Source organism: Streptomyces sp. NPDC001157 (genome assembly GCF_053598255.1).
The window spans coordinates 134,641-157,747 of the sequence record NZ_JBSFJW010000013.1 but is presented as its reverse complement, the minus strand read 5'-3'; the positions used below and the strand labels follow the sequence as shown (position 1 = coordinate 157,747).

Sequence of the window (23,107 nt, the reverse complement as noted above, 5' to 3'; positions counted from 1 at the left end):
TGCCCACCCTCCCGCCCTGGCTGCGAGCACGCGTGCTGCCGGTGCCAGTCCATGCCGCCGTAGCTGCGGCCAGTCGGGCGGCCGTCGCCGCCCATCCCGCCGCAGCTGCGGGCAGGCGTGCCGCTGGGGCGGCACCCGTCCCACTGAAAGCGGCACCGTCCCACGCGGGCCCCCACCCCGGCGCCCGCAACACGCAACCGCCGGTCCTCCTCCCCCCAGCCCCCGAGCACCTCGGACCGCCCCCGCCCCCCAAGCCACCGCAGGCACCCCGCGCACCCCTGAGAAAAAAATCCACCTCCCCGCGACGGACGCCCCGCCCCTCCCCGTAGAGCAGATGTCGGAGCTGCTCCACGGGCCGAGAGGTGGATCGGATGGGTGTCGAGATCTGTGTGGAAGGGCTGACCAAGTCCTTCGGTCACCAGGTCATCTGGCAGGACGTCTCGCTGACGCTGCCCGCCGGGGAGGTGTCCGTCATGCTCGGCCCCTCCGGCACCGGCAAGTCGGTGTTCCTCAAGACGCTCGTCGGCCTGCTGAAGCCGGACCGGGGCAGCGTGAAGATCGCGGGGCGGGACATCACACGGCTGCGCGAGCACGAGCTGTACGAGGTGCGGAAGCTGTTCGGGGTGCTGTTCCAGGACGGTGCGCTGTTCGGTTCGATGAATCTGTACGACAACATCGCGTTCCCGCTGCGCGAGCACACCCGTAAGTCCGAGAGCGAGATCCGGCGCATCGTGCTGGAGAAGATGGACATGGTCGGACTCATCGGCTCGGAGCCGAAGCTGCCCGGGGAGATATCCGGCGGGATGCGGAAGCGGGCGGGGCTGGCACGGGCGCTGGTTCTCGATCCCGAGATCATTCTTTTCGACGAGCCCGACTCCGGGCTGGACCCCGTCCGCGTCGCCTATCTCAACCAGCTCATCGTCGACCTCAACGCCCAGATCGACGCGACCTTCCTGATCGTCACCCACGACATCGCCTCCGCCCGCCAGGTCCCGGACAACATCGGGTTGTTGTTCCGCCGCGAGCTGGTCATGTTCGGGCCCCGGGAGGAGCTGCTCACCAGCGACGAGCCGGTCGTCAGGCAGTTCCTGAACGGGCGGATGCAGGGTCCGATCGGCATGGCGGAGGAGAAGGACGCCGCCCAGGTCGAGCAGGAGCTGGCACAACTGGGCGGCGGCACACAGACTCCCGGCAGCCAGGCTCTGACTCCCCGCCTGCTGCCGGGGCCGGGCATCCTCCGCCCGCCCCGGTGGGACGCGATCGCCGACCGGGAAGCGGAGCTGCGGCGCCGGAAGGCGGTGGCGGACGTATGAGACTGTCGCCGACCGGAGCGCTGCGGCAGTCGGGGAACCTGTTCGCGATGGCGCTGGACGTCGTCCGGACGATGCCCCGACGCCCCTTCCAGGCAAGGGAGTTCATCCAGCAGGCCTGGTTCATCGCGAGTGTCACCATCCTTCCGACGGCTCTTGTGTCCATTCCCTTCGGGGCGGTCATCGCGCTGCAGATCGGCAGCCTGACCCGGCAGCTCGGCGCGCAGTCCTTCTCCGGGGCCGCCTCCGTCCTCGCCGTGCTGCGCGAGGCCTCGCCGATCGTCACCGCGCTGCTGATCGCGGGCGCCGGCGGCACCGCCATCTGCGCGGACCTCGGGGCCCGGAAGATCCGCGAGGAGATCGACGCGATGCAGGTCCTCGGGATCGATCCCATCCACCGGCTGGTGGTGCCGCGGGTGCTGGCCTCGATGGTGGTGGCGGTGCTGCTCAACGGACTGGTGTCGGTGGTCGGCGTCGCCGGCGGCTACTTCTTCAACGTCGTCCTGCAGAACGGCACCCCGGGCGCCTACCTCGCCTCCTTCACCACCCTCGCCCAGCTCTCCGACCTGTGGGCGGCCGAGATCAAGGCGCTGGTCTTCGGGGCGATCGCGGCGATCGTCGCCTCGTACAAGGGGCTGACCGCGAAGGGCGGCCCGAAGGGTGTGGGCGACGCCGTGAACCAGTCGGTGGTGATCACCTTCATGTTGCTGTTCGTGACGAACTTCGTGATGACCGCGGTGTATTTCCAGGTCGTCCCGCAGAGGGGTTGAGGCATGGCGCTGTTCAGCAGTCTGGAGGAGCTCGGCCGTCAACTCTCCTTCTACGGACGGTCGTTGGCGTGGACGGGCCGTACCCTGCGCCGGTACAAGAAGGAGATCCTGCGGCTGCTCGCCGAGGTGAGCTTCGGCCGCGGCGCCCTCGCCGTCGTGGGCGGCACGGTCGGGGTCATCGCCTTCCTGTCCTTCTTCACCGGCACCGAGGTGGGACTCCAGGGGTACGCGGCGCTCAACCAGCTCGGCACCTCCAACTTCGTGGCGTTCCTCTCGGCGTACTTCAACACCCGGGAGATCGCCCCGCTGGTCGCCGGACTCGCGCTGTCGGCGACGGTCGGCGCGGGCTTCACCGCCCAGCTCGGCGCGATGCGGATCAGCGAGGAGACCGACGCCCTGGAGGTCATGGGCGTGCCCTCGCTGCCGTTCCTGGTGACCACGCGGATGATCGCGGGGTTCGTGGCCGTGATCCCGCTGTACGTGATCGGGCTGCTGTCCTCCTACCTCGCCGCCCGCACCATCACCACCGGCTACTACGGGCAGTCGGCGGGCACCTACGACCACTACTTCCAGCAGTACCTGCCACCGGTCGATGTGCTGTGGTCCTTCGGGAAGGTGCTGGTCTTCGCCGTCCTGATCATCCTCGTGCACTGCTTCTACGGCTACTACGCGAGCGGCGGCCCGGCAGGGGTCGGCGTCGCGGTGGGCCGGGCCGTGCGGACCTCGATCGTGGCGATCAACGTCCTTGATTTCTTCCTCTCGTTGGCCATCTGGGGCGCCAACACGACCGTACGGATTGCGGGGTGAACCGTATGAGGGTGTGGAGACTGCGGTTGTACGGCGTGGTGTTCCTCGCCGTACTCGCCCTGTTGCTGTCGTTGTCCGTGGCCGTGTACCGGCAGGCGTTCACGCCGGTCGTACGGATCAGGCTGGAGGCCGACCACCTCGGCAACCAGCTCGACCCGCGCGCCGACGTCAAACTGCGCGGCCTGCTGGTCGGCGAGGTGCGCTCGGTGCACGCCGACGGGACGAAGGCGACGCTCGACATCGCGCTCAAGCCGGAGTACGCCGCCGACATCCCGTCCGACGTGCGCGCCCGGCTGCTGCCCAAGACGCTGTTCGGCGAGAAGTACGTCGACCTGGTCCCGCCCGCGCGCTCCTCGGCCCGGCCCATTCGCGCCGGCGACGTGATCACCCAGGACCGCACCCGCGTCGGCATCGAGCTCCAGCAGGTGATGAACGACCTGCTGCCGCTGCTGCGGACCGTGCAGCCCGGCAAGCTCAACGCCACGCTGTCCGCGTTCGCCACCGCCCTCGAAGGGCGCGGCGACCGGATCGGCGAGAACCTCACGCGTGTGGAGGACTATCTGCACCGCCTCAACCCTCATCTGCCGTCCCTCACCGAGGACTTCGCCCGGCTGGCCGACGTCGCCCAGGTGTACGGCGACGCGGCGCCGGACCTGATGGAGATCCTGCGCAACACCGTGACCACCAGCCGCACGCTGGTCGCGGAGCAGGACCGGCTCGCGTCGGCCCTCACCACGACGGCGGGAGCCGCCGGCACCGCACAGGACTTCCTCGACGAGAACGGCGACCGGTTGATCACCCTGGGGCAGGTCTCCCGCCCGACCCTCGCACTCTTCGCCCGCTACTCCCCCGAGTACCCGTGCCTCTTCGCAGGCCTGGTCCACGAGGAGCAGGCGTCCGAGCAGGCGTTCCGGGGCGGCAAGATGCACATCACGCTGGAGGTCGTACGGCAGCAGGGGGCGTACCGGCCCGGCGAGGAGCCGCGCTACGCCGACCGGTCCGGGCCCGACTGCCGGGATCTGCCGCATCCTTCGGTGCCCGCGCCGGGGGTCCACCTCAACGACGGTTCCAGGAAGGGTGGTTCGTCCGGTCCGCTCGGTGTCTCCGCCACCCGGGCAGAACAGCAGGCGGTCGGCTCGCTGGTGTCGCCAGTGATGGGCCTGCCCGCCGACGAGGTGCCGCCGGTCGCGACGCTGCTGTTCGGGCCGATGGCGCGCGGGACGGCGGTGAGCGTCGTATGAGGACCTCGGCAGCGCGGCAGACCGCCGCTCCCCTCATCAAGTTCAGCCTCTTCGCGCTGGTGACGATCGTGGCGACAGCGCTGCTCGCCGCCACCATCGTCAACCTCTCCTTCACTCCCGACCGCACGTACCGTGCCGTCTTCAGCGATGTCACCGGTCTGGAGAAGGGCGACGACATCCGGGTCGCCGGAGTGCGGGTCGGCCAGGTCCAGGGTGTCCGGATCAAGGACCGTACGCTTGCGGAGATCACCTTCACCGTCGGCGCCGACCGGCCGCTGCTCACCAGCACCCATGCCGTCATCCGCTACCGCAACCTGGTCGGACAGCGTTACGTCGCCCTGACGGAGGGCGCGGGCGACGGCACCCCGCTGAAGCCCGGCGGCACCATCCCGCTGCGGCGGACACAGCCCGCGCTGGACCTGAACGCCCTGCTGAACGGCTTCAAGCCGCTGTTCGCCGCGCTCAGCCCGCAGGACGTCAACCAGCTCGCCACCGAGATCATCAAGACGCTGCAGGGCGAGGGCGGCACCGTCAACAGCCTGCTGGCGCACACCGCTTCCCTGACCACGACCCTGGCGGGGCGGGACAAGCTGATCGGTTCGGTGATCGACAACCTCAACACCGTGCTGGCGACGCTGGACAAGCGCGGAACCCGCTTCTCCGAGCTGATCGGGCAGCTGCGGCGGGTGATCTCCGGTCTGTCCGCGGACCGCAAGCCCATCGGCCAGTCGCTGGTGAGCATCGGCGATCTGACGGACGCCACCTCGGGGCTGCTGAAGGACGCACGGCCGCCGCTGAAGGACGACATCGCCCGGCTGACCGATCTCACCGGCACGCTGAACGACAACGAGAAGACCGTGGAGGGCGTCCTGCAGCGGCTGCCGAACAAGCTCAACGCACTGACGGGGACCGCGTCCTACGGCTCCTGGTTCAACTTCTACCTCTGCGACTTCGACGGCCGCATCGTGCTGCCGAAGACGAAGCAGGCGCTCACCCCCGATCTGCACGTGGCGAGGGCGAGGTGCGGATCATGAGCCGAAAGACCCGCCCGGAACCGCTGGTGAAGGTCCGCATCGACCCGCCGAAGCTGCCGAAGCCACGGCTGCCCCGGCGTGCGCCCCGCCCGCGCAGGCCGGAACCGCTGATGAAGGTGCGGATCGACCCGCCTCGCCTACGGCGCCCGAAGCCACGGCCGCAGCCGCAGCCGCGCCCGGCGGCACCGCGCCCGCAGCCCATGATGAAGGTGCGCATCGACCCGCCCAGGCTGCCGCGCATACGGATACGGCGGCCCCGCCTGATCCCGTTCCGCGAACGCAACCCCGTCGTCATCGGGGCGGTCGGCCTCACCGTCCTCGCCCTGCTGACCGTGGCCGCGTTCAACGCCGACAGCCTGCCGTTCATCGGCGGCGGCGACACGTACAGCGCGGCCTTCTCGGAGGCCGGCGGGCTCAAGCCCGGTGACGAGGTGCGGATCGCCGGGGTGAAGGTCGGCAAGGTGGAGACCGTCGACCTGGACGGCGACCACGTCAAGGTCACCTTCAAGGTCAAGGGCGATCCCGGCCTCGGCGCCGACACCGGCGCGTCGATCCGGATCAAGACGATCCTCGGAGCGAAGTACCTCGCGCTGCAGCCCAAGGGGCCGGGCCAGTTGAAGCCGGGCAGCGAGATCCCGCTCAGGCACACCGTGCCGGCGTACGACGTCGTGCAGGCGTTCAGCGACCTGACCACCACCACGGAGAAGGTCGACACCGGGCGGCTGGCGAAGGCCCTGGACACCATCTCCGCCACCTTCCAGGACTCGCCCGCCGAGGTGCGCGCGTCCATCAAGGGCCTGTCGGAGATCTCCCGCACGGTCGCCTCCCGCGACCAGGCCCTCGGTGAACTCCTCGACCACGCGAACGGCACGACCGGTGTGCTCGCCGACCGCTCCAAGGACTTCACCGCCCTGGTCAAGGACGGCGACCAGCTGTTTCGGGAGATCAGCAGGCGGCGGGAGGCGATCCACAAGCTGCTGAAGACCTCCGCCGCGCTCGGCATCGAGCTCTCCGGCCTGGTCCAGGACAACGAGAAGGAGATCGGGCCCGCGCTCCAGGGCCTGAAGCGTGTGGTGCAGATGCTCGAACGCAACCAGGCAAGCCTCGACCGCAGCGTGCAGCTGCTCGCGCCCTATGTGCGGGTCTTCACCAACGCCCTGGGCAACGGCCGTTGGTTCGACTCCTACGTCCAGAACCTGGTCGCCGCTCCGGTGACACCGCGGACGGGAGGTTCACAGTGAGGCGCCTGAAGACACGCCTGGCGGTGCTCACCGCACTCGCCCTGGTCGCCGCCCTCACCTGTGTGCTGTGGCCGCGGCCCGAGCCGGTGCGCGTCACCGCGTACTTCCCGCGCGCCGTCGGCATCTACCCCGGCTCGGACGTCCGCGTCCTGGGTGTCCGCATCGGCGAGGTCAAGAAGATCACGCCCGAGGGGGAGCGGGTGCGGGTGGAGCTGGAGTACGACCACGGACGCAAGGTCCCCGCCGGCGCCCGGGCCGCGATCATCAACTCCTCGGTGGTCAGCGACCGTTATGTGCAACTGCTGCCCGTGTACCGGAAGGGCCCGGTCATGCACAGCGGCGCCGTCATCCCCGAGAACCGCACCGCCGTACCCGTGGAACTGGACCGGATCTTCGACAGCCTGCACACCACGGCCGAGGCCCTGGGCCCCAAGGGCGCCAACAAGGACGGCTCCCTCTCCCGGCTGCTCGGGGTGAGCGCGGACAACCTCGACGGGCAGGGCGCGAACCTCAACCGGAGCGTCCAGGACCTGTCGCAGGCGGTCACCACCCTGTCCGACGGCCGCAAGGACCTGTTCGGGACGGTGCGGAACCTCCAGGTGTTCACGGCGGCACTCGCGGCCGACGACAAGAGCGTGCGGTCCTTCAACACCAGTCTCACCGACGTCGCGCGGCAGCTCTCGGGCGAGCGTCAGGACCTGGCGGACGCGCTGACGAACCTGGGGACGGCGCTCGCCGACGTGTCCGCGTTCGTGAAGAACAACAAGAAGTCGCTGACCTCGGACGTGAAGGGCCTCAGCAAGGTGACCAAGGTGCTCGTCACCCAACGGGCCGCCCTGGACGAACTGTTGAGGGTCGCGCCCACGGGCCTGTCGAACCTCAACAACGCCTACAACCCGTCCTCCGGCACCCTCGACACCCGTAACAACGCCCAGCAGGCACAGGATCCTGCCTCGTTGCTGTGCTCGATCCTGCGGACGACCGGCGACGACGGCGGCAGGAACCCCGACTGCAAACAGCTGAAGAAGCTCTTCGACTCGCTGCCCGAACTGCCCACGCAGGGCACGGCGGTGACCGGCACGGTCGACAGGACCCTCGGCGGGATCCTGGGGGCGAGCGCATGAGCACACGACGCAAGGCCGGGACACTCGCCTGGGCGGCGGTCGGTTCGCTGCTGCTGTCCGGCTGCGAGTTCAACGGCTGGTACGACGTCCCGCTGCCCGGCGGCGCGGCCGACGACGGACACGCCTACCACGTCACCGTCGACTTCCGTGACGTCCTCGACCTGGTGCCGCAGTCGGCGGTGAAGGTCGACGACGTCACCGTCGGCGCGGTGGAGAAGGTGGAGCTGGACGGCTGGCACGCGCGCGTACGGCTGCGGGTCGCCGACTCGGTGAAGCTGCCCGCGAACGCGGTCGCCGAGCTGCGGCAGACCAGCCTGCTGGGCGAGAAGTACGTGGCGCTCGCACCCCCGACCGGCACCGCCCCCATGGGCCGGCTCCGCGACGGCGACCTCATCCCGCTCTCCCGCAGCGGCCGCAACCCGGAGGTCGAGGAGGTGCTCTCCGCCCTGTCCGCCCTGCTCAACGGCGGTGGGGTCGCCCAGCTGAAGACGATCACCGTGGAGCTGAACAAGGCCCTGGACGGCCGGGAGAACCGGGTCAGGTCGCTGCTGACGGAGCTGAACACGTTCGTCGGCGGGCTGGACCGGCAGAAGGCGGACATCATCCGCGCGATCAAGGCCGTCGACCGGCTCGCGGGGCGGCTCGGCAAGGAGAAGAAGGCCATCGCCCAGGCCGTCGACACGATGCCGCCCGCGCTGAAGGTCCTGGCCGACCAGCGGCGCAACCTGACGAAGATGCTCACCGCCCTGTCGAAGCTCGGCACGGCGGGCACCAAGGTCGTCAACGCCTCGCACGACGACACGGTCGCCAACCTGAAGAAGCTCCGGCCGATCCTGCAACAGCTGAACAAGTCGGGCAATGACCTGCCCAACTCCCTTGAACTGCTGACCACTTACCCGTTCCCGCGCAACGCCGTGGACGCCGTCAAGGGCGACTACGTCAATCTGCACATCACCGCGGATCTCGATCTGGCGGACCTGTACGGGAACGTGGCGGGCGGCAACTCGGGGCACGGCAAGGGCAGTTCGCCGACGCCCGGCGGCTCCGCCCCGCCGGGCCTCCCACATGTGCCGGGCGTCCCGACGCCGACCCCGCTGCCCAGCACCCCGAGCCTGCCGTCGTCGCCCTCCGTGCCTTCGTCGCCCTCGGGCGGCGGCGGGCCGCTGTGCCCGCCGGTGTGCACGAGCAGCTACACCACCGGCAGCTACACCACCGGAGCAAGGCCGCCCGAGGGCATCGACCTCGCGCTCGCCGAGCTGATGTTGAAGGGGGTTCGGCCGTGATCACTCGTACGGTCAAGGCCCAGTTGGTGGCCTTCGCCGCCGTCACCGCGGTCGGGGTGTCGTACGTCGGCGCCCGGTACACCGGCCTGGTCGACGACGTCCTGGGCCGCGGCTACACCGTGCGGGCCGACTTCGCCGACTCCGGGGGCATCTTCCCCGGCGCCGAGGTCACCTACCGCGGAGTGCCCGTGGGCAAGGTCGGCGCGCTGCGGCTGAGCGGCTCCGGAGGTGTGTCGGTCGCTCTCGACATCAAGGACGGGGCGCCGCGCATCCCGGCGGACACCCTGGCCGTGGTGGCGGACCGCTCGGCGGTGGGCGAGCAGTACGTCGATCTGCAGCCGCGCACCTCCCACGGCCCGTACCTCCTCGACGGCGGCGCCATCCCACGTGGCAGCACGCGCGTGCCGCTGCCCACCACGGACCTGGTCCTCAGCCTGGACCGGCTGGTGAACTCGGTCGGCAAGAACGACCTGCGGGTCACCGTCGACGAGCTGGGCAAGGCCTTCGACGGCACCGGCCCCAACCTGAGCCGCCTGGTCGACTCGGGCAACGCGCTCGTGGAGTCGGCGTCCCGGTCCCTGCCCGAGACGATCTCGCTGATCGAGAACTCGCGGAAGGTCCTCAAGACACAGGCCGACCAGGGCTCGTCCATCAAGTCGTTCGCGCACGATCTGGCGGCGCTCAGCACGCAGTTGAAGGCGAGCGACGGGGACCTGCGCAAGGTGATCGGCAACGCGACACCGACCGCGCAGCAGGTCGACTCGCTGCTGAAGTCGACCGGCCCGGGCCTGTCGGTCCTGCTGGCCAACCTGATCAGCGGCGGCCGCGTCACGCTGGCGCATCTGCCCGGCGTGGAGCAGGCCCTCGTCACCTTCCCGGCGGCGGTCGCGGGCAGCTACACGGTGGTCCCCGGCGACGGCACCACCCACTTCGGGCTGGTGGTGAACGCGGGCGACCCGCCGCCGTGCACCAAGGGATACGGCACCACCTGGCGCGACCCCTCGGACACCAGCACCCGTGCGGCCAACACCGGCGCGCACTGCACCGCCCCGCGCGGCGCCAAGACGTCGGTGCGGGGCGCACAGAACGCGCCCGGCGCGACGTCCGGCGGCGCGAACCAGGCGGCGTACATCACCCCGTACGACCCGGACACCGGCACCGCGACCGGCCCGGACGGAAGGCCCGTCGAGATCGGCTCGACGGGCGGCCAGCAGACGGTGTTCGGAAAGGAGTCGTGGCAATGGCTGCTCGTCGGCCCGATGGCATGAACAGGGTCCTGACGGTGGGGCTGGTCGCGGCGACCGTCCTCACCGCCGCGGTCGCCGGCTGGCTGGGCTTCGCCCTGCACGACCGGCACGAGACGCAGCAGCGACGCCAGGACCTCCTGGCCGCTGCCCGCCAGTCCGCGCTGAACTTCACCTCGCTCGACTACCGGCACTACGACCGGGACAGCGCGAACGTCCTCAACGGCGCCACCGGTGACTTCAAGAAGCAGTTCACCGCGCAGACGGCACAGCTGACCAAGCTCGTCGCGGAGAACAAGTCGGTGTCCGAGGGGCAGGTCCTGGACGCCGGGATCGTCCGCTCCGACGCCCACTCGGGCCGTGTCCTGGTGGTCGCCGACAGCAAGGTCACCAACACCGCCGCGCCCCAGGGGCAGGCGCGCACCTACCGGCTGCAGCTCGACCTGGTGTACCGGGGCGGGCGCTGGCTGACCTCCGACGTCGAGTTCGTGGGCTGACGGGCCCCCAGTGAGGAGTACGACCATGGCGAACCCGACCACCCGGAGCCGCACGATGAGCGCGGCGGCCCGTGCGGCGGCCAAGCGCGCCAAGCGGGTGGAGCACCTGAAGCTGCCCGAGCCGCCGGCCGCGGACAGCTGGGACGACCCGCCGGAGCCGTCGCCGGAGCCGATGGAACAGGACCCGGACACCTTGGCGGAGCCCGAAGGGAGCGCACCTCCGCCCGGGCCCGGGCGGAGGCTGCTCACCCCGGTGCTCGGCGTCCTGCTGGTTGCGGCTCTGGTCGCCGCGGCACTGCTCGGATGGCAGTACACGCAGGGACGGCAGACGGAGAGCGCGCGGTCGCAGGCGCTTGCGGCCGCGAAGAAGGCGGCGCCGGTCGTGCTGTCGTACGACTACCGGCATCTGGACCGGGACTTCGCCCGCGCCCGCACGCTGCTGACCGGGCACTTCAAGGACCAGTACGGGAAGACCACGACGACGGTGGTCGGGCCGACGGCCAAGAAGTACCACGGGGTGGTGAAGGCGACGGTCCCCACGGCCTCCGTGGCCTCGGCATCGCCGGACAAGGTCACGGTCCTGCTCTTCGTCAACCAGGTCACGCAGAGCACCCAGGTCTCCGGCTCCCGGCTGGACCTGAACCGAGTACGGATGACCATGAGCCGTAGCTCCGAGGGCTGGAAGGTGAGCGCCGTGGACGCACTCTGATCAGCCGCTTCGACCTGCCCCCGCGCATGTGGCGCGGGGGCATTTTTGTGTCTGCGCTCTTGACAGGCCTCCCCAGCCACAGGCAGTCTTCCATTAAGCAGAAACCAACTTCCGCAATACGAAATATATGAAGCCGCTAGGGAAGGGAGCGCCGACCCCCATGGGATTTGCAGAGCAGCGCTTCAACGTCAACCTGTCGATCCTCTTCACGGAACTCCCGCTCCTGGAGCGCCCCGCGGCCGCCGCCGCGGCCGGCTTCACCGCGGTCGAGCTGTGGTGGCCCTGGGTCGACTCCCCCACACCCGAGCAGTCCGAGCTCGACGCTCTGAAAAAGGCGATCGAGGACGCGGGCGTCCAGCTCACGGGCCTCAACTTCTACGCCGGACAGCTCCCGGGCCCGGACCGTGGCGCCCTGTCCATCCCGGGCGAGGAGTCGGAGAAGTTCCGCGCCAACATCGAGGTGGCTGCGGAGTTCGCCCGGTCGCTCGGCGCCAAGGCGCTCAACGCGCTGTACGGCAACCGCGTCGAGGGCGTGGACCCCGCGGAGCAGGACGCGCTCGCCCTGGAGAACCTGGTCCTCGCGGCCCGCGCGGCCGACCGCATCGGCGCGATCCTGCTGATCGAGACGCTCAACCAGCCCGAGTCGCCGCTGTACCCGTTGGTGTCCGCCCCGGCCGGCATCGGCATCGTCGACAAGGTCAACGCCGCGACGGGGCTCGGCAACGCGAAGTTCCTCATGGACCTGTACCACCTGTCCATGAACGGTGAGGACCTGCCTTCGGCGATCGAGCAGTATGCGGCGAAGACCGGCCACGTACAGATCGCCGACAACCCGGGCCGCGGGGCGCCGGGGACGGGCTCGCTCCCGCTGGAGGAGCTCCTTCACCAGCTCCAGAAGGCCGGATACGAGGGCTGGGTCGGGCTGGAGTACAAGCCGGGTGACCGGCCCAGCGCGGAGGCCTTCGACTGGCTGCCGGTGGAGTACCGCGCCGCTCGCTGACGTCGCCGTCGACTGGGGGCTGCCGCCCCCAGGCCCCCGCTTTCGGCCTGAACGGCCTCGTCCTCAATCGCCGGACGGGCTGAAGGTTGCCGATCGACGCCAAGAAGTGCCGGACCCGCGAAGTGCCAGCCCAATTCACAGACGTAGCACCGCAGTTCAGAGAGGTACCCCAAACATGAGCACCCTCCCCAAGATCGCCTGGATCGGCCTCGGCATCATGGGCTCCCCCATGTCCGAGAACCTGATCAAGGCCGGTTACGACGTCACCGGCTTCACCCTGGAGCAGGACAAGCTGGACCGGCTGGCGGCCGCCGGCGGTGCCGCGGCCGGGTCCATCGCCGAGGCCGTGCGGGACGCCGACGTGATCATCACGATGGTGCCCGCGTCGCCGCAGGTCGAGGCCATTTCCTACGGCCCCGACGGCATCCTGGAGAACGCCAGGTCCGGCGCGCTGCTGATCGACATGTCGTCCATCACGCCGCAGACCTCCGTCGACCTGGCGAAGGCCGCCAAGGACAAGGGCATCCGGGTGCTGGACGCGCCGGTGTCCGGTGGTGAGGCCGGTGCCATCGAGGCCGTACTGTCGATCATGGTCGGCGGCGAGCAGGCCGACTTCGACCTCGCCAGGCCGATCCTCGAGGCGCTCGGCAAGACCATCGTGCTGTGCGGTCCGCACGGCTCGGGTCAGACCGTGAAGGCCGCCAACCAGCTGATCGTCGCCGTGAACATCCAGGCGTGCGCCGAGGCCGTGGTCTTCCTTGAGAAGTCCGGCGTGGACCTCAAGGCCGCCCTGGACGTCCTCAACGGCGGTCTCGCGGGCTCGACCGTGTTGACACGGAAGAAGGACAACTTCCTCGCCCGCGACTTCAAGCCGGGCTTCCGCATCGACCTGCACCACAAGGACATGGGCATCGTCACCGACGCCGCCCGCAACGTCGGTGCCGCCCTGCCCGTCGGTGCCGTCGTCGCGCAACTGGTCGCCAGCCTGCGTGCGCAGGGCGACGGCGGCCTGGACCACTCGGCCCTGCTGCGGGCGGTCGAGCGCCTCTCGGGCGCTCAGCTCTGAGACTTCCGGGTCGCGGCGCCGCTGACATCTGTCCTGTCGCGCCCAGGCGGCGCCGCGACCCGGAATCAACTTCAACAAACTGTTGACGCCCAACTCGCCCACTCTTAGGCTCCACAAAGCGGAAACAAGTTTCCGCTGACACCCGCACGGAAGGTCCACGATGTCGAAGCGCGTGCTCACGGCGAGAACTCTCACTACGGAGTCCGGCGCCCCGGTCGCAGACAACCAGCATTCCGCCTCCGCCGGCATCGGCGGACCGCTCCTCCTCCAGGACCAGCACCTCGTGGAGAAGCTGGCGCGCTTCAACCGCGAGCGCATCCCGGAGCGCGTGGTGCACGCCCGCGGCTCGGGCGCGTACGGCTACTTCGAGGTGACCGACGACGTCACCGGGTTCACATACGCCGACTTCCTGAGCACGGTCGGCAAGCGCACCGAGGTCTTCCTGCGGTTCTCGACGGTGGCGGACTCGCTGGGCGGGGCGGACGCGGTCCGCGATCCCCGCGGTTTCGCGGTCAAGTTCTATACCGAAGAGGGCAATTACGACCTCGTCGGGAACAACACCCCGGTGTTCTTCATCAAGGACCCGATCAAGTTCCCGGACTTCATCCACTCGCAGAAGCGCGACCCGTTCACCGGCCGCCAGGAGCCGGACAACGTCTGGGACTTCTGGGCGCACGCACCCGAGGCCACGCACCAGGTGACCTGGCTGATGGGCGACCGCGGCATCCCCGCCTCGTACCGCCACATGAACGGCTACGGCTCGCACACCTACCAGTGGACGAACGCCGACGGCGAGGCCTTCTTCGTCAAGTACCACTTCAAGACCAACCAGGGCGTCCGCTCCCTCTCCTCCGAGCAGGCCGCCGAGATCGCGGGCAAGGACCCGAACTCGCACCAGACGGACCTGCTGCAGGCCATCGAGCGCGGGGTGAACCCCTCCTGGACCCTCTATGTCCAGATCATGCCGGCGGCCGAGGCGGCGGACTACCGCTTCAACCCCTTCGACCTCACCAAGGTGTGGCCGCACAAGGACTACCCGCTGCGGCGCGTGGGCCGCCTGGTCCTCGACCGCAACCCGGACAACGTCTTCGCGGAGGTCGAGCAGGCCGCGTTCTCCCCGAACAACTTCGTGCCGGGCATCGGCCCCTCGCCGGACAAGATGCTCCAGGGCCGCCTGTTCGCCTACGCGGATGCCCACCGCTACCGGCTGGGCGTCAACCACACCCTGCTGGCGGTGAACGCGCCGAAGGCGACGACCGCGCAGAACTACGGCCGTGACGGCTTCATGGCGGTCAACGCGCAGGGCCGCGGGGCGAAGAACTACGAGCCGAACTCGTACGACGGCCCGGTGGAGACCGGCCGCCCCCTGTCGGCCCCGCTGGCGGTGACCGGCCACACCGGCACCCACGAGGCCCCGCTGCACACCAAGGACGACGACTTCTTCCAGGCGGGCGAGCTGTACCGCCTGATGTCCACGGACGAGAAGTCCCGTCTGATCGCCAACATCGCCGGCGGCCTCTCCCAGGTCTCCCGCGACGATGTGATCGAGAAGAACCTGTCCCACTTCCACGCCGCCGACCCGGAGTACGGCCGCCGCGTGGAGGAGGCGGTCCGCGCCCTGCGCGAGGACTGAGAACACAAGGCGGCCCGCGACCGCCGGACGGCCCGGATGAGGGGTGGCCGGCCGGCGGGAGCGGGCGAGGCAAGGACCGCGGCGGCGTGCGAGCCAGTGCGGTGGTGAAGGTCCCGGGCACTGCTTCTTCGACCTGAGGGGAGCAGCGCCGCGGTTCCGTCGCACCGCCGCGGTCCCAGCCGTCCTCCGTACCACCCGCAGACTCCGTCCGGCGGCGCGAACGTCCTGTCGCGCCCAGCCTCGCACCGCCGGACGGCCAGTGTCCCGCGCGCTCCCTACACCGGATCCTCTCCGGCGAGGGAGCGCTCGGCGTTGTCCAGGAGTTCCTTGTATGTCAGCACTTCGACCCTGGTGACATGCGAATTGAACGTCCGCAACGCCTCGTTGATCTCCTCCTCCGGCACCTCCGGATGCAGTGCGGGGTGCCCGACCAGGACGAGTGCGGAGGCACGCCGGGTCTCGATCCCGAAGTCGGCACGGAGTCGCTCCCTGCTCTCGTCCAGTCCTGTGAGGTAGTTGACGGCCTGCCCGACCGCCTCGTGCACCTGCGCCGCCGGCACCCAGGCGTTGCGGTGCCGCTTGACGAGGGGCCCTTTGAGGCTCATGGCGCGCTTGAGTTCCACGATGTGGAGCGCCCCGTCGCCGCGTATCAACGGAATGTCGACCTCGTCCCCCGGCACGAGTCTCCGGTGCGCCGCCTCACCCACGAACCGCCCGCCGAAGATCCAGTACTGCCCTTCCAGCGCCCGCTGCACATCCGACTCCGTCGCCGTGCGATTCTCGACGACCGTACGCAGTTCCTTGAGCCTGGCGGAACGTCGGCGCAGTTCAGCGGCGCGCAGGAGGATTTGCCCCCGGTCGTCGGCGGCCAGCAGGGCCAGGGCTTCCGGCGAGGTGACGATCTTCCGGGCCTCGGCGGCCGCATCCACGAGGTCGATCCGGCGGCTGCGCAGGATCCGCTCCAACCACAGCATGGTCTCGGCCCTGCCCCGCGGAATCACGTAGCGTCCCGGCCGGTCCTCGGGGGCCTCCAGGAACTGCGCGTCCTCACCCTGCGCCCGGAAGTGCTCCAGGAACTCCTCGATCCCGGCCTCCGGACGGTCCGCCAAGAACTCCCGCCCGCTGTCGAAGATCCATTGGTGCATCGCCTTCATCGTGTTGCCGAGGAAGCCCGAGTGCGACTCCCTCAGCCGCCCTTCCCCGAACAGCCGGTACCGGTCCTCGAAGTCGTACCGCGTGATGCGCCCCTCCGTGTACTCGATGGCATCGTGCACGAGCCGCACGACCTGCCATTCGCCGACTCCCGCCGCAGTCCCCCGCGCCTCCTCCAGGAGCCGTACCAGCTCTCTACCACCCCGGCGCTTGGGACTCCGGCCGCCGTGCATGTGCTTGAGAACCGCCTGCACGGCCTCCTTCACGGTCTCGCCGACCGCCTCCTTCGCCACGACGTCGCGAAGGTGCCACTCCAGGGCCATGTCGCTTCTCACTGCCATACGGCGCATTGTGTCCGCCGGGTCTGACAACACCCCGGGTGCGCATCCCCCGCTCCCGCAGGACGCTGAAGGCATGGCACATCCAACGGAGCATCCGCACATCGTGGTGCACTCGCCGGCCCTGGACGGCTCCCGGCGGGTCACGGAGGGCGACGAGACGCTGGGGATCGCCACGCACGTCGACGACGTCAGCGAGATCCTGCGCCTGGCCGACCTGTACGTCACGGACGTCGAGGAGAGCGACCTCATCGAGTGGCAGGGCGGCGGCCCGGACGACTGGCCGGGGCTGTCGGAACACCACGAGGCGCCGTGAGCACGTGCGTACGCCTACGCCCGGGAACGTAGGACGTCTACGCAAACCTCAAATCCAGCTCTGAACATGGTTCAAGAAGCTTCAGCCGCACCCGCCCGAGGGCATAGTCACGTCACATGGGGCCCGCCGACACGGGGGCGGCGGGCTCCATGACGGGGGAAACGGGGGATCTCACGGGGGAAACGGGGGACGGCTCCTGGGAGCCGGGCACGCGGAAGGGGCGGTCCAACCGGAAGGTTGGACCGCCCCTCAGCTGTCGGCCGGGTCAGACCTTCAGCGTCCTGATGGACGTCGGGGCGTGCCCCAGCTCGGTCGCGAGCTCCTCGAACTCCACGACGTTGCTGATGTCGTTGGTGGTCGACATGGCGATGTTGGTGACGCGCTCCAGGATCGCCTCGACGACGACCGGCACCTGGAACTCGGCGGCGAGCTTCTTGGCCTGCTCCAGGGCCGCACCCAGCTCGTTCGGGTCGGTCACCCGGATCGCCTTGCAGCCCAGGCCCTCGGCGACCTTGACGTGGTCGACGCCGTAGACGCCCAGCTCGGGCGAGTTGATGTTCTCGAACTCCAGCTTGACCTGGAAGTCGATGTCGAACGCCCGCTGCGCCTGCCGGATCAGGCCCAGGTAGGAGTTGTTCACCAGGACATGGACGTACGGGATCTTGTGCTGCGCGCCGACCGCCAGTTCCTCGATCATGAACTGGAAGTCGTAGTCGCCGGACAGGGCGACGACCTGTGCCTCCGGGTCCGCCTTCGCGACGCCGAGCGCGGCCGGGATGGTCCAGCCGAGGGGGCCCGCCTGGCCGCAGTTGATCCAGTGCCGCGGCTTGAAGACGTGCAGCATCTGGGCGCCGGCGATCTGCGAGAGGCCGATCGTGGAGACGTACCGGGTCTCCGGGCCGAACGCCTTGTTCATCTCCTCGTACACGCGCTGCGGCTTGATCGGGATGTCGTCGAAGTGCGTACGGCGCTGGAGCGTTGCCTTCTTCTCCTGTGCCGAGGCCGCCCAGGCGGAGCGGTCGGGCAGCCTGCCCGCAGCCTTCAGCTCCCTCGCCACCTCGACGAAGAGCTCCAGGGCCGCCTTCGCGTCGGACGCGATGCCGTAGTCCGGGGCGAAGATCTTGCCGATCTGGGTGGGCTCGATGTCGACGTGGACGAACGTGCGGCCGGCCGTGTAGACGTCCAGCTTGCCGGTGTGGCGGTTGGCCCAGCGGTTGCCGATGCCGAGGACGAAGTCGGACTCCAGGAAGGTCGCGTTGCCGTAGCGGTGCGAGGTCTGCAGGCCGACCATGCCGGCGTTCAGCTCGTGGTCGTCGGGCAGGACGCCCCAGCCCATCAGGGTCGGGACGACCGGGGTGCCCGTCAACTCGGCGAACTCGACGAGGAGTTCGGCCGCGTCGGCGTTGATGACACCGCCGCCCGCGACGATCAGCGGCCGCGCGGACTCGTTCAGCAGCCCGATCGCCTTCTCGATCTGGGCGCGGGTCGCGGCCGGCTTGTACGCCTGGAGCGGCTCGTACGTCTCCGGGTCGAACTCGATCTCCGTCAGCTGGACATCGATCGGCAGGTCGACGAGGACCGGGCCGGGACGGCCCGAGCGCATCAGGTGGAAGGCCTGCTGGAAGACGCCGGGGACCTGTGCCGCCTCAAGGACCGTGACCGCCATTTTCGCGACCGGCTTGGCGATCGAGGCGATGTCGACGGCCTGGAAGTCCTCTTTGTGGATCACGGCGGTCGGGGCCTGGCCCGTGATGCACAGGATCGGGATGGAGTCCCCGGTCGCCGAGTACAGGCCGGTGATCATGTCGGTCCCGGCGGGCCCCGAAGTGCCGATGCAGACACCGATGTTGCCCGGGTGGGTGCGGGTGTAGCCCTCGGCCATGTGCGAGGCGCCCTCGACATGGCGGGCGAGGGTGTGGTTGATGCCGCCGGAGGCCTTGAGCGCCGCGTAGAACGGGTTGATCGCCGCGCCGGGCACACCGAACGCGTTGGTGACGCCCTCGCGCTTGAGGATCTCAACTGCCGCGCGGGCAGCGGTCATACGTGCCATCGAGTTCTCCTGCTTCGGCTGTCGGACCAGCCCTCCCGTCGCGCCCCGCGGTGAGCTCTTCCGTAATCGACTTCCCCAGCTAGTTTCCACATTGCGGAAACTATTTTCTACTATCTGGAAGCAATGTAGGTGGGCGAGGGAAGGCCGTCAAGAGAAGGACAAGCGGGGGCCCGCTGGAGGACGATGTGGGCCATGTCAGAGAGCGTCTCGGTGCGCTGTCCGGCCTGCCGGCGCGAGCACCTCTATGCGGCGCCGTCGTATCCGTGCACGTGCGGGGCGCTCGTCGCCCCGGAGCTGGACCGGCACGGGACGGCGGTGGCTGTCACCCATCGGGCCTGGGCGGAGGACTGGATCACGCTGCGCTGCGGCTCCTGCGGCCGCCGGGACCAGTGGCCACGCCCGGAGCTGGGCTGTGAGTGCGGGACGGTCCTGCGGATCCCGGTGGCCGGACAGACCGCCACCGCGGAGGCGGGCACCGAGGCCACCGCCCCCGCTCCGGCCAAGCGCCGCCGGCCCTTCCAGCCCGTCACCATCCGCACCGCCCGGGACGCGGTGACGGCCGCTGCCGTGTATCTGCGCTGGCTCGGCTACCGGGACATCCGCCGGGCCGACCAGCGGCCCCCGTCCGGCATCGGCATCGCCGCGCGCGGCCTGCTGGCGCAGGTCGACCCGACCGTGCACCCGGCCTCGCTGCGGGACGTGGAGTGCCTGTGGCTGACCGCCATGACGGAGTCGGCGGCCTGCGTCTACTTCTCCCTGGCGGGCTATGCCACCGACGCCCGCACCCGCGCGGACACCCTGGGCGTCCCCCTGTTCGTCCTGGACCTCACGGGCACCCCACAGCCGGTCAACGCCCTCGCCGACGAGTTGGACGCCACCGGGGTGCGGTAGTTCGCTACGAGGCCTGTCCAGCGCCCCAGGGCGGGCGATGTTGCGTGCTGCTTCAGCCGGCCGCCTGACCCGGCCGACTGATCTCCGGCGGTCCGGCTACAGGGCGGCGTACTTCTCCCGCAGCTCCACCTTCCGCACCTTCCCGGACACCGTCATCGGGAAGGCCTCCAGGATCTGCAGCCGGCTCGGCACCTTGTAGTGGGCCAGCCGGCCCCCGCAGAAGGCGCGCACTTCCTCCAGGGTCGGCGGGTGGGCCGGATCACGCGGGATGACGCAGGCGAGGACCTCCTCCCCGTAGCGCTCGTGCGGTACGCCGACGACCTGGACGTCCGCGATCTTCGGGTGGCCGTAGAGGAACTCCTCGATCTCGCGCGGGTAGATGTTCTCTCCGCCCCGGATGATCATGTCCTTGATGCGGCCGACGATCTCGACGTAGCCGTCCTCGCGCATCACCGCCAGGTCCCCGGTGTGCATCCAGCGGCCGGGGTCGACGGCCTCGGCGGTCTTCTCGGGCTCGTTCCAGTAGCCGAGCATCACGCTGTAGCCGCGGGTGCACAACTCGCCCGGGACACCACGTGGTTGGGTCACTCCGGTCGCCGGGTCGACGACCTTCACCTCGATGTGCGGGAGGACCCGGCCGACGGTTCCGGTGCGGTGTTCCAGGTCGTCGTCCCTGCGGGTCTGGAGGGAGACCGGGGACGTCTCCGTCATGCCGTAGCAGATGGAGACCTCCTCCATGTGCATCTCGGCGACCACCCGCTTCATGACCTCGACCGGGCAGGGCGAGCCCGCCATGATGCCGGTGCGGAGGGTGGAGAGGTCGTAGCTCGCGAAGTCGGGAAGGTTCAGCTCCGCGATGAACATCGTCGGGACGCCGTACAGGGAGGTGCAGCGCTCCTGCTGGACGGCTTCGAGGGTGGCCTTCGGTTCGAAGGACGGGGCCGGGATCACCATGCACGCGCCGTGCGAGGTCGCCGCGAGGTTGCCCATCACCATGCCGAAGCAGTGGTAGAAGGGCACGGGGATGCAGATCCGGTCCTGCTCGGTGTAGGCGATCAACTCACCAACGAAATAACCGTTGTTGAGGATGTTGTGATGGGAAAGCGTGGCCCCCTTGGGGAAGCCCGTCGTGCCCGAGGTGTACTGGATGTTGATGGGGTCGTCGCAGGACAGCTCCTGGTACGAGGCCTCGGCGGTCCCGCGGCCGAGCAGCGCCTGCCAGCTCGGGTCGCCGATGTACACGACCTCACGCAGCTCGGGACACCTGCCCCGCACCTCCTGGACCATCGCCCGGTAGTCGCTCGTCTTGTGGCTGAGCGAGGCGAACAGCAGGGAGATCCCGGCCTGCTTGAGGACGTACTCGACCTCGTGGGTGCGGTAGGCCGGGTTGATGTTCACCATGATGGCGCCGATGCGGGCGGTGGCGTACTGGACCAGCACCCACTCCGGGCAGTTGACCGCCCAGATGCCCACGCGATCTCCCTTGGCGACCCCGCTCGCGACCAGCGCCCGCGCCAACTCGTCGACATCGGCGCCGAATTGGGCGTACGTCCAGCGCCGCCCGGACGGCACGTCCACCAGCGCCTCGCGGTCCGGCCAGGTCGCCACCGCCCGGTCCAGGTTGGCGCCGATGGTGTCCCCGAGCAGGACGGTCGGGCTCGTCCCGTGCGTGTACGACAGTCCGGTCACCGGAAGTCCTCCTCGCGGTACTCGTCGGCCGAGCCCGCGGCGGTCGCCTCGCGCAGCTCGATCCGGCGGATCTTGCCGGAGACGGTCTTGGGCAGTGGCGCGAACTCCAGGCGGCGGATGCGCTTGTACGGGGCGAGGACCTCGCGGGAGTGCTCGAACAGCACCTTCGCGGTGTCGGGGCCCGGCTGCCAGCCCTCGGCCAGGACGACGTACGCCTTGGGGACGGCGAGGCGCAGCTCGTCCGGGGCGGGCACCACGGCCGCCTCGGCCACCGCCTCGTGCTCCAGCAACGCGCTCTCCAGCTCGAAGGGGCTGATCTTGTAGTCGGAGGCCTTGAAGACATCGTCGGCGCGGCCCACGTAGGTGATGTAGCCGTCGGCGTCGCGGGAGCCGATGTCGCCGGTGCGGTAGTAGCCGCCCGCCATCGCCTCCGCGGTACGGTCCGGGTCGCCGTGGTAGCCGGTCATCAGGCCGACGGGCCGCGCCGACAGGTCGAGGGCGATCTCTCCCTCGTCGGCTCCGGGGGCGCCCGTCACCGGGTCGAGGAGTTCGACCTTGTAACCCGGGCTGGGCCGCCCCATCGAGCCGGTCTTGAGCTCCTGCCCCGGGCTGTTGGCGACCTGCACGGCCGTCTCGGTCTGCCCGAAGCCGTCCCGGATGGTGACGCCCCAGGCGCGCCGGACCTGCTCGATGACCTCGGGGTTCAGGGGCTCGCCCGCCGCCACGACCTCGCGCGGCGGGGTGCGCAGCTGGGTCAGGTCGGCCTGGATGAGCATGCGCCACACGGTGGGCGGGGCGCAGAAGGTGGTCACCCCTGCCCGGTCCATCTCGGCCATCAGGCGGCCCGCGTCGAAGCGGGTGTAGTTGTGGATGAACACGGTCGCCTCCGCGTTCCACGGGGCGAACAGGTTGGACCAGGCGTGCTTGGCCCAGCCGGGCGAGGAGATGTTCAGGTGCACGTCACCGGGCTTGAGGCCGACCCAGTACATCGTCGCCAGATGGCCGATCGGGTACGAGGTGTGGGTGTGCTCGACCAGCTTGGGGCGGGCGGTGGTGCCCGAGGTGAAGTACAGCATCAGCGGGTCGTCCGCGAGCGTGGGGCCGTCGGGGAGGAACTCGGCGGGGGCGAGGACGTACGCGTCCTCATACGGCTCCCAGCCCTCCTCCGGCAGACCACCGACGGAGATGCGGGTGTAGGCGCCGGGGACGTCGTCGAACTTGGGGGTGTCCTCGGCCCGTACGATCACGTGCTTCACTCGGCCCCGCTCGACGCGGTCGCGCAGGTCGGCGGGGCCGAGCAGCGGGGTCGCCGGGATGACGACGGCGCGCAGCTTCATCGCCGCGAGGGCCGTCTCCCACAGCTCGGCCTGGTTGCCGAGCATGACGAGGATCCGGTCCTCGGCGCGCACACCGCGCTCGCGCAGCCAGTTCGCCACCCGGTCGGAGCGGTCGGACATCTCCGCGAACGAGACCCGGACCTCGCTCCCGTCCTCCTCGACGATGTGCAGGGCGGTCCGGTCGTTGCCGTCGGCGATGACGTCGAACCAGTCGAGCGCCCAGTTGAAACGCTCGGGCCGGGGCCAGCTGAACCCCTCGTACGCCTTCGCGTAGTCCTCGCGGTGCTCCAGCAGGAAGTCCCGCGCACTGCGGAAGAGCTCCGTCGCCGTCGTCATCCTCGTTCCTCCTCATCACCGGACCATTGCCGGGCGGCT

The 23,107-nt window shown here is 69.7% G+C and carries 20 protein-coding genes; 16 read left to right on the top strand and 4 right to left on the bottom strand.

Annotated features, from left to right (window positions below):
* The first annotated feature begins 371 nt into the window (after nucleotides 1-371).
* The 14 genes from ACWDAG_RS23765 to ACWDAG_RS23700 all read left to right on the top strand — a co-directional run bounded on the left by ACWDAG_RS23765 (nucleotide 372) and on the right by ACWDAG_RS23700 (nucleotide 14,959).
* Nucleotides 372-1,313 (top strand): ABC transporter ATP-binding protein, encoded by a 942-nt coding sequence (locus ACWDAG_RS23765; RefSeq protein ID WP_450697557.1) that lies wholly within the window; start codon nucleotides 372-374, stop codon nucleotides 1,311-1,313.
* Nucleotides 1,310-2,080 (top strand): MlaE family ABC transporter permease, encoded by a 771-nt coding sequence (locus ACWDAG_RS23760; RefSeq protein ID WP_450697556.1) that lies wholly within the window; start codon nucleotides 1,310-1,312, stop codon nucleotides 2,078-2,080. Before ACWDAG_RS23765 ends, ACWDAG_RS23760 begins: the two co-directional genes overlap by 4 nt.
* 3 nt (nucleotides 2,081-2,083) lie before the next feature.
* Nucleotides 2,084-2,887 (top strand): ABC transporter permease, encoded by an 804-nt coding sequence (locus tag ACWDAG_RS23755; RefSeq protein WP_099932181.1) that lies wholly within the window; start codon nucleotides 2,084-2,086, stop codon nucleotides 2,885-2,887.
* Between the two features lie 5 nt (nucleotides 2,888-2,892).
* A complete protein-coding gene (locus tag ACWDAG_RS23750) occupies nucleotides 2,893-4,128 on the top strand; it encodes an MCE family protein (protein WP_450697555.1) in 1,236 nt (411 codons plus the stop codon).
* A complete protein-coding gene (locus tag ACWDAG_RS23745) occupies nucleotides 4,125-5,162 on the top strand; it encodes an MCE family protein (RefSeq protein WP_450697554.1) in 1,038 nt (345 codons plus the stop codon). The genes ACWDAG_RS23750 and ACWDAG_RS23745 overlap by 4 nt, the downstream gene beginning before the upstream one ends.
* A 260-nt stretch (nucleotides 5,163-5,422) precedes the next feature.
* Nucleotides 5,423-6,403, top strand: a complete 981-nt coding sequence (locus tag ACWDAG_RS23740; protein WP_450697613.1) for an MCE family protein — start codon at nucleotides 5,423-5,425, stop codon at nucleotides 6,401-6,403.
* Nucleotides 6,400-7,527 carry an MCE family protein gene (locus ACWDAG_RS23735; RefSeq protein ID WP_450697553.1) on the top strand — a complete coding sequence of 376 codons (1,128 nt, stop codon included), beginning with the start codon at nucleotides 6,400-6,402 and terminating at the stop codon, nucleotides 7,525-7,527. Before ACWDAG_RS23740 ends, ACWDAG_RS23735 begins: the two co-directional genes overlap by 4 nt.
* Complete coding sequence (locus tag ACWDAG_RS23730) at nucleotides 7,524-8,810, top strand: MCE family protein (RefSeq protein WP_450697552.1); 1,287 nt, start codon at nucleotides 7,524-7,526, stop codon at nucleotides 8,808-8,810. The genes ACWDAG_RS23735 and ACWDAG_RS23730 overlap by 4 nt, the downstream gene beginning before the upstream one ends.
* The gene (locus ACWDAG_RS23725) at nucleotides 8,807-10,078 is read left to right on the top strand and encodes an MCE family protein (protein WP_450697551.1); all 1,272 of its coding nucleotides are present in this window, start codon (nucleotides 8,807-8,809) and stop codon (nucleotides 10,076-10,078) included. The genes ACWDAG_RS23730 and ACWDAG_RS23725 overlap by 4 nt, the downstream gene beginning before the upstream one ends.
* Entirely contained in the window at nucleotides 10,051-10,551 is a 501-nt protein-coding gene (locus ACWDAG_RS23720; RefSeq protein WP_450697550.1) for a hypothetical protein, read from the top strand. The genes ACWDAG_RS23725 and ACWDAG_RS23720 overlap by 28 nt, the downstream gene beginning before the upstream one ends.
* Before the next feature lie 25 nt (nucleotides 10,552-10,576).
* Nucleotides 10,577-11,260: a hypothetical protein gene (locus tag ACWDAG_RS23715; RefSeq protein WP_450697549.1), complete on the top strand. Its 684-nt coding sequence runs from the start codon at nucleotides 10,577-10,579 to the stop codon at nucleotides 11,258-11,260.
* 160 nt (nucleotides 11,261-11,420) lie between these two features.
* Nucleotides 11,421-12,260: a TIM barrel protein gene (locus tag ACWDAG_RS23710; protein ID WP_450697548.1), complete on the top strand. Its 840-nt coding sequence runs from the start codon at nucleotides 11,421-11,423 to the stop codon at nucleotides 12,258-12,260.
* Between the two features lie 175 nt (nucleotides 12,261-12,435).
* Nucleotides 12,436-13,326, top strand: a complete 891-nt coding sequence (locus ACWDAG_RS23705) for a 2-hydroxy-3-oxopropionate reductase (RefSeq protein ID WP_450697547.1) — start codon at nucleotides 12,436-12,438, stop codon at nucleotides 13,324-13,326.
* 160 nt (nucleotides 13,327-13,486) lie between these two features.
* Complete coding sequence (locus ACWDAG_RS23700) at nucleotides 13,487-14,959, top strand: catalase (RefSeq protein WP_450697546.1); 1,473 nt, start codon at nucleotides 13,487-13,489, stop codon at nucleotides 14,957-14,959.
* A 275-nt stretch (nucleotides 14,960-15,234) separates the two neighbouring features.
* Here the strand turns inward: ACWDAG_RS23700 and ACWDAG_RS23695 are convergent, their stop codons facing one another.
* Nucleotides 15,235-16,452, bottom strand: a complete 1,218-nt coding sequence (locus tag ACWDAG_RS23695; RefSeq protein ID WP_450697545.1) for a Shedu anti-phage system protein SduA domain-containing protein — start codon at nucleotides 16,450-16,452, stop codon at nucleotides 15,235-15,237.
* Nucleotides 16,453-16,525: 73 nt separating this feature from the next.
* Between ACWDAG_RS23695 and ACWDAG_RS23690 the strand changes: the two genes are divergently transcribed.
* Complete coding sequence (locus ACWDAG_RS23690) at nucleotides 16,526-16,765, top strand: hypothetical protein (protein ID WP_389077709.1); 240 nt, start codon at nucleotides 16,526-16,528, stop codon at nucleotides 16,763-16,765.
* Between the two features lie 265 nt (nucleotides 16,766-17,030).
* Here the strand turns inward: ACWDAG_RS23690 and gcl are convergent, their stop codons facing one another.
* Nucleotides 17,031-18,815: a glyoxylate carboligase gene (gene gcl, locus ACWDAG_RS23685; RefSeq protein WP_450697544.1), complete on the bottom strand. Its 1,785-nt coding sequence runs from the start codon at nucleotides 18,813-18,815 to the stop codon at nucleotides 17,031-17,033.
* A 183-nt stretch (nucleotides 18,816-18,998) separates the two neighbouring features.
* On the opposite strand from gcl, the gene ACWDAG_RS23680 reads away from it, so the two are divergent.
* Complete coding sequence (locus ACWDAG_RS23680) at nucleotides 18,999-19,706, top strand: hypothetical protein (protein ID WP_450697543.1); 708 nt, start codon at nucleotides 18,999-19,001, stop codon at nucleotides 19,704-19,706.
* 96 nt (nucleotides 19,707-19,802) lie between these two features.
* Here ACWDAG_RS23680 and ACWDAG_RS23675 read toward each other — a convergent pair whose 3' ends face one another.
* Nucleotides 19,803-21,395 (bottom strand): AMP-binding protein, encoded by a 1,593-nt coding sequence (locus tag ACWDAG_RS23675; protein WP_450697542.1) that lies wholly within the window; start codon nucleotides 21,393-21,395, stop codon nucleotides 19,803-19,805.
* On the bottom strand, nucleotides 21,392-23,068 hold the full coding sequence (locus ACWDAG_RS23670) for an AMP-binding protein (RefSeq protein WP_450697541.1): 1,677 nt from the start codon (nucleotides 23,066-23,068) through the stop codon (nucleotides 21,392-21,394). The genes ACWDAG_RS23675 and ACWDAG_RS23670 overlap by 4 nt, the downstream gene beginning before the upstream one ends.
* Between the last annotated feature and the right edge of the window lie 39 nt (nucleotides 23,069-23,107).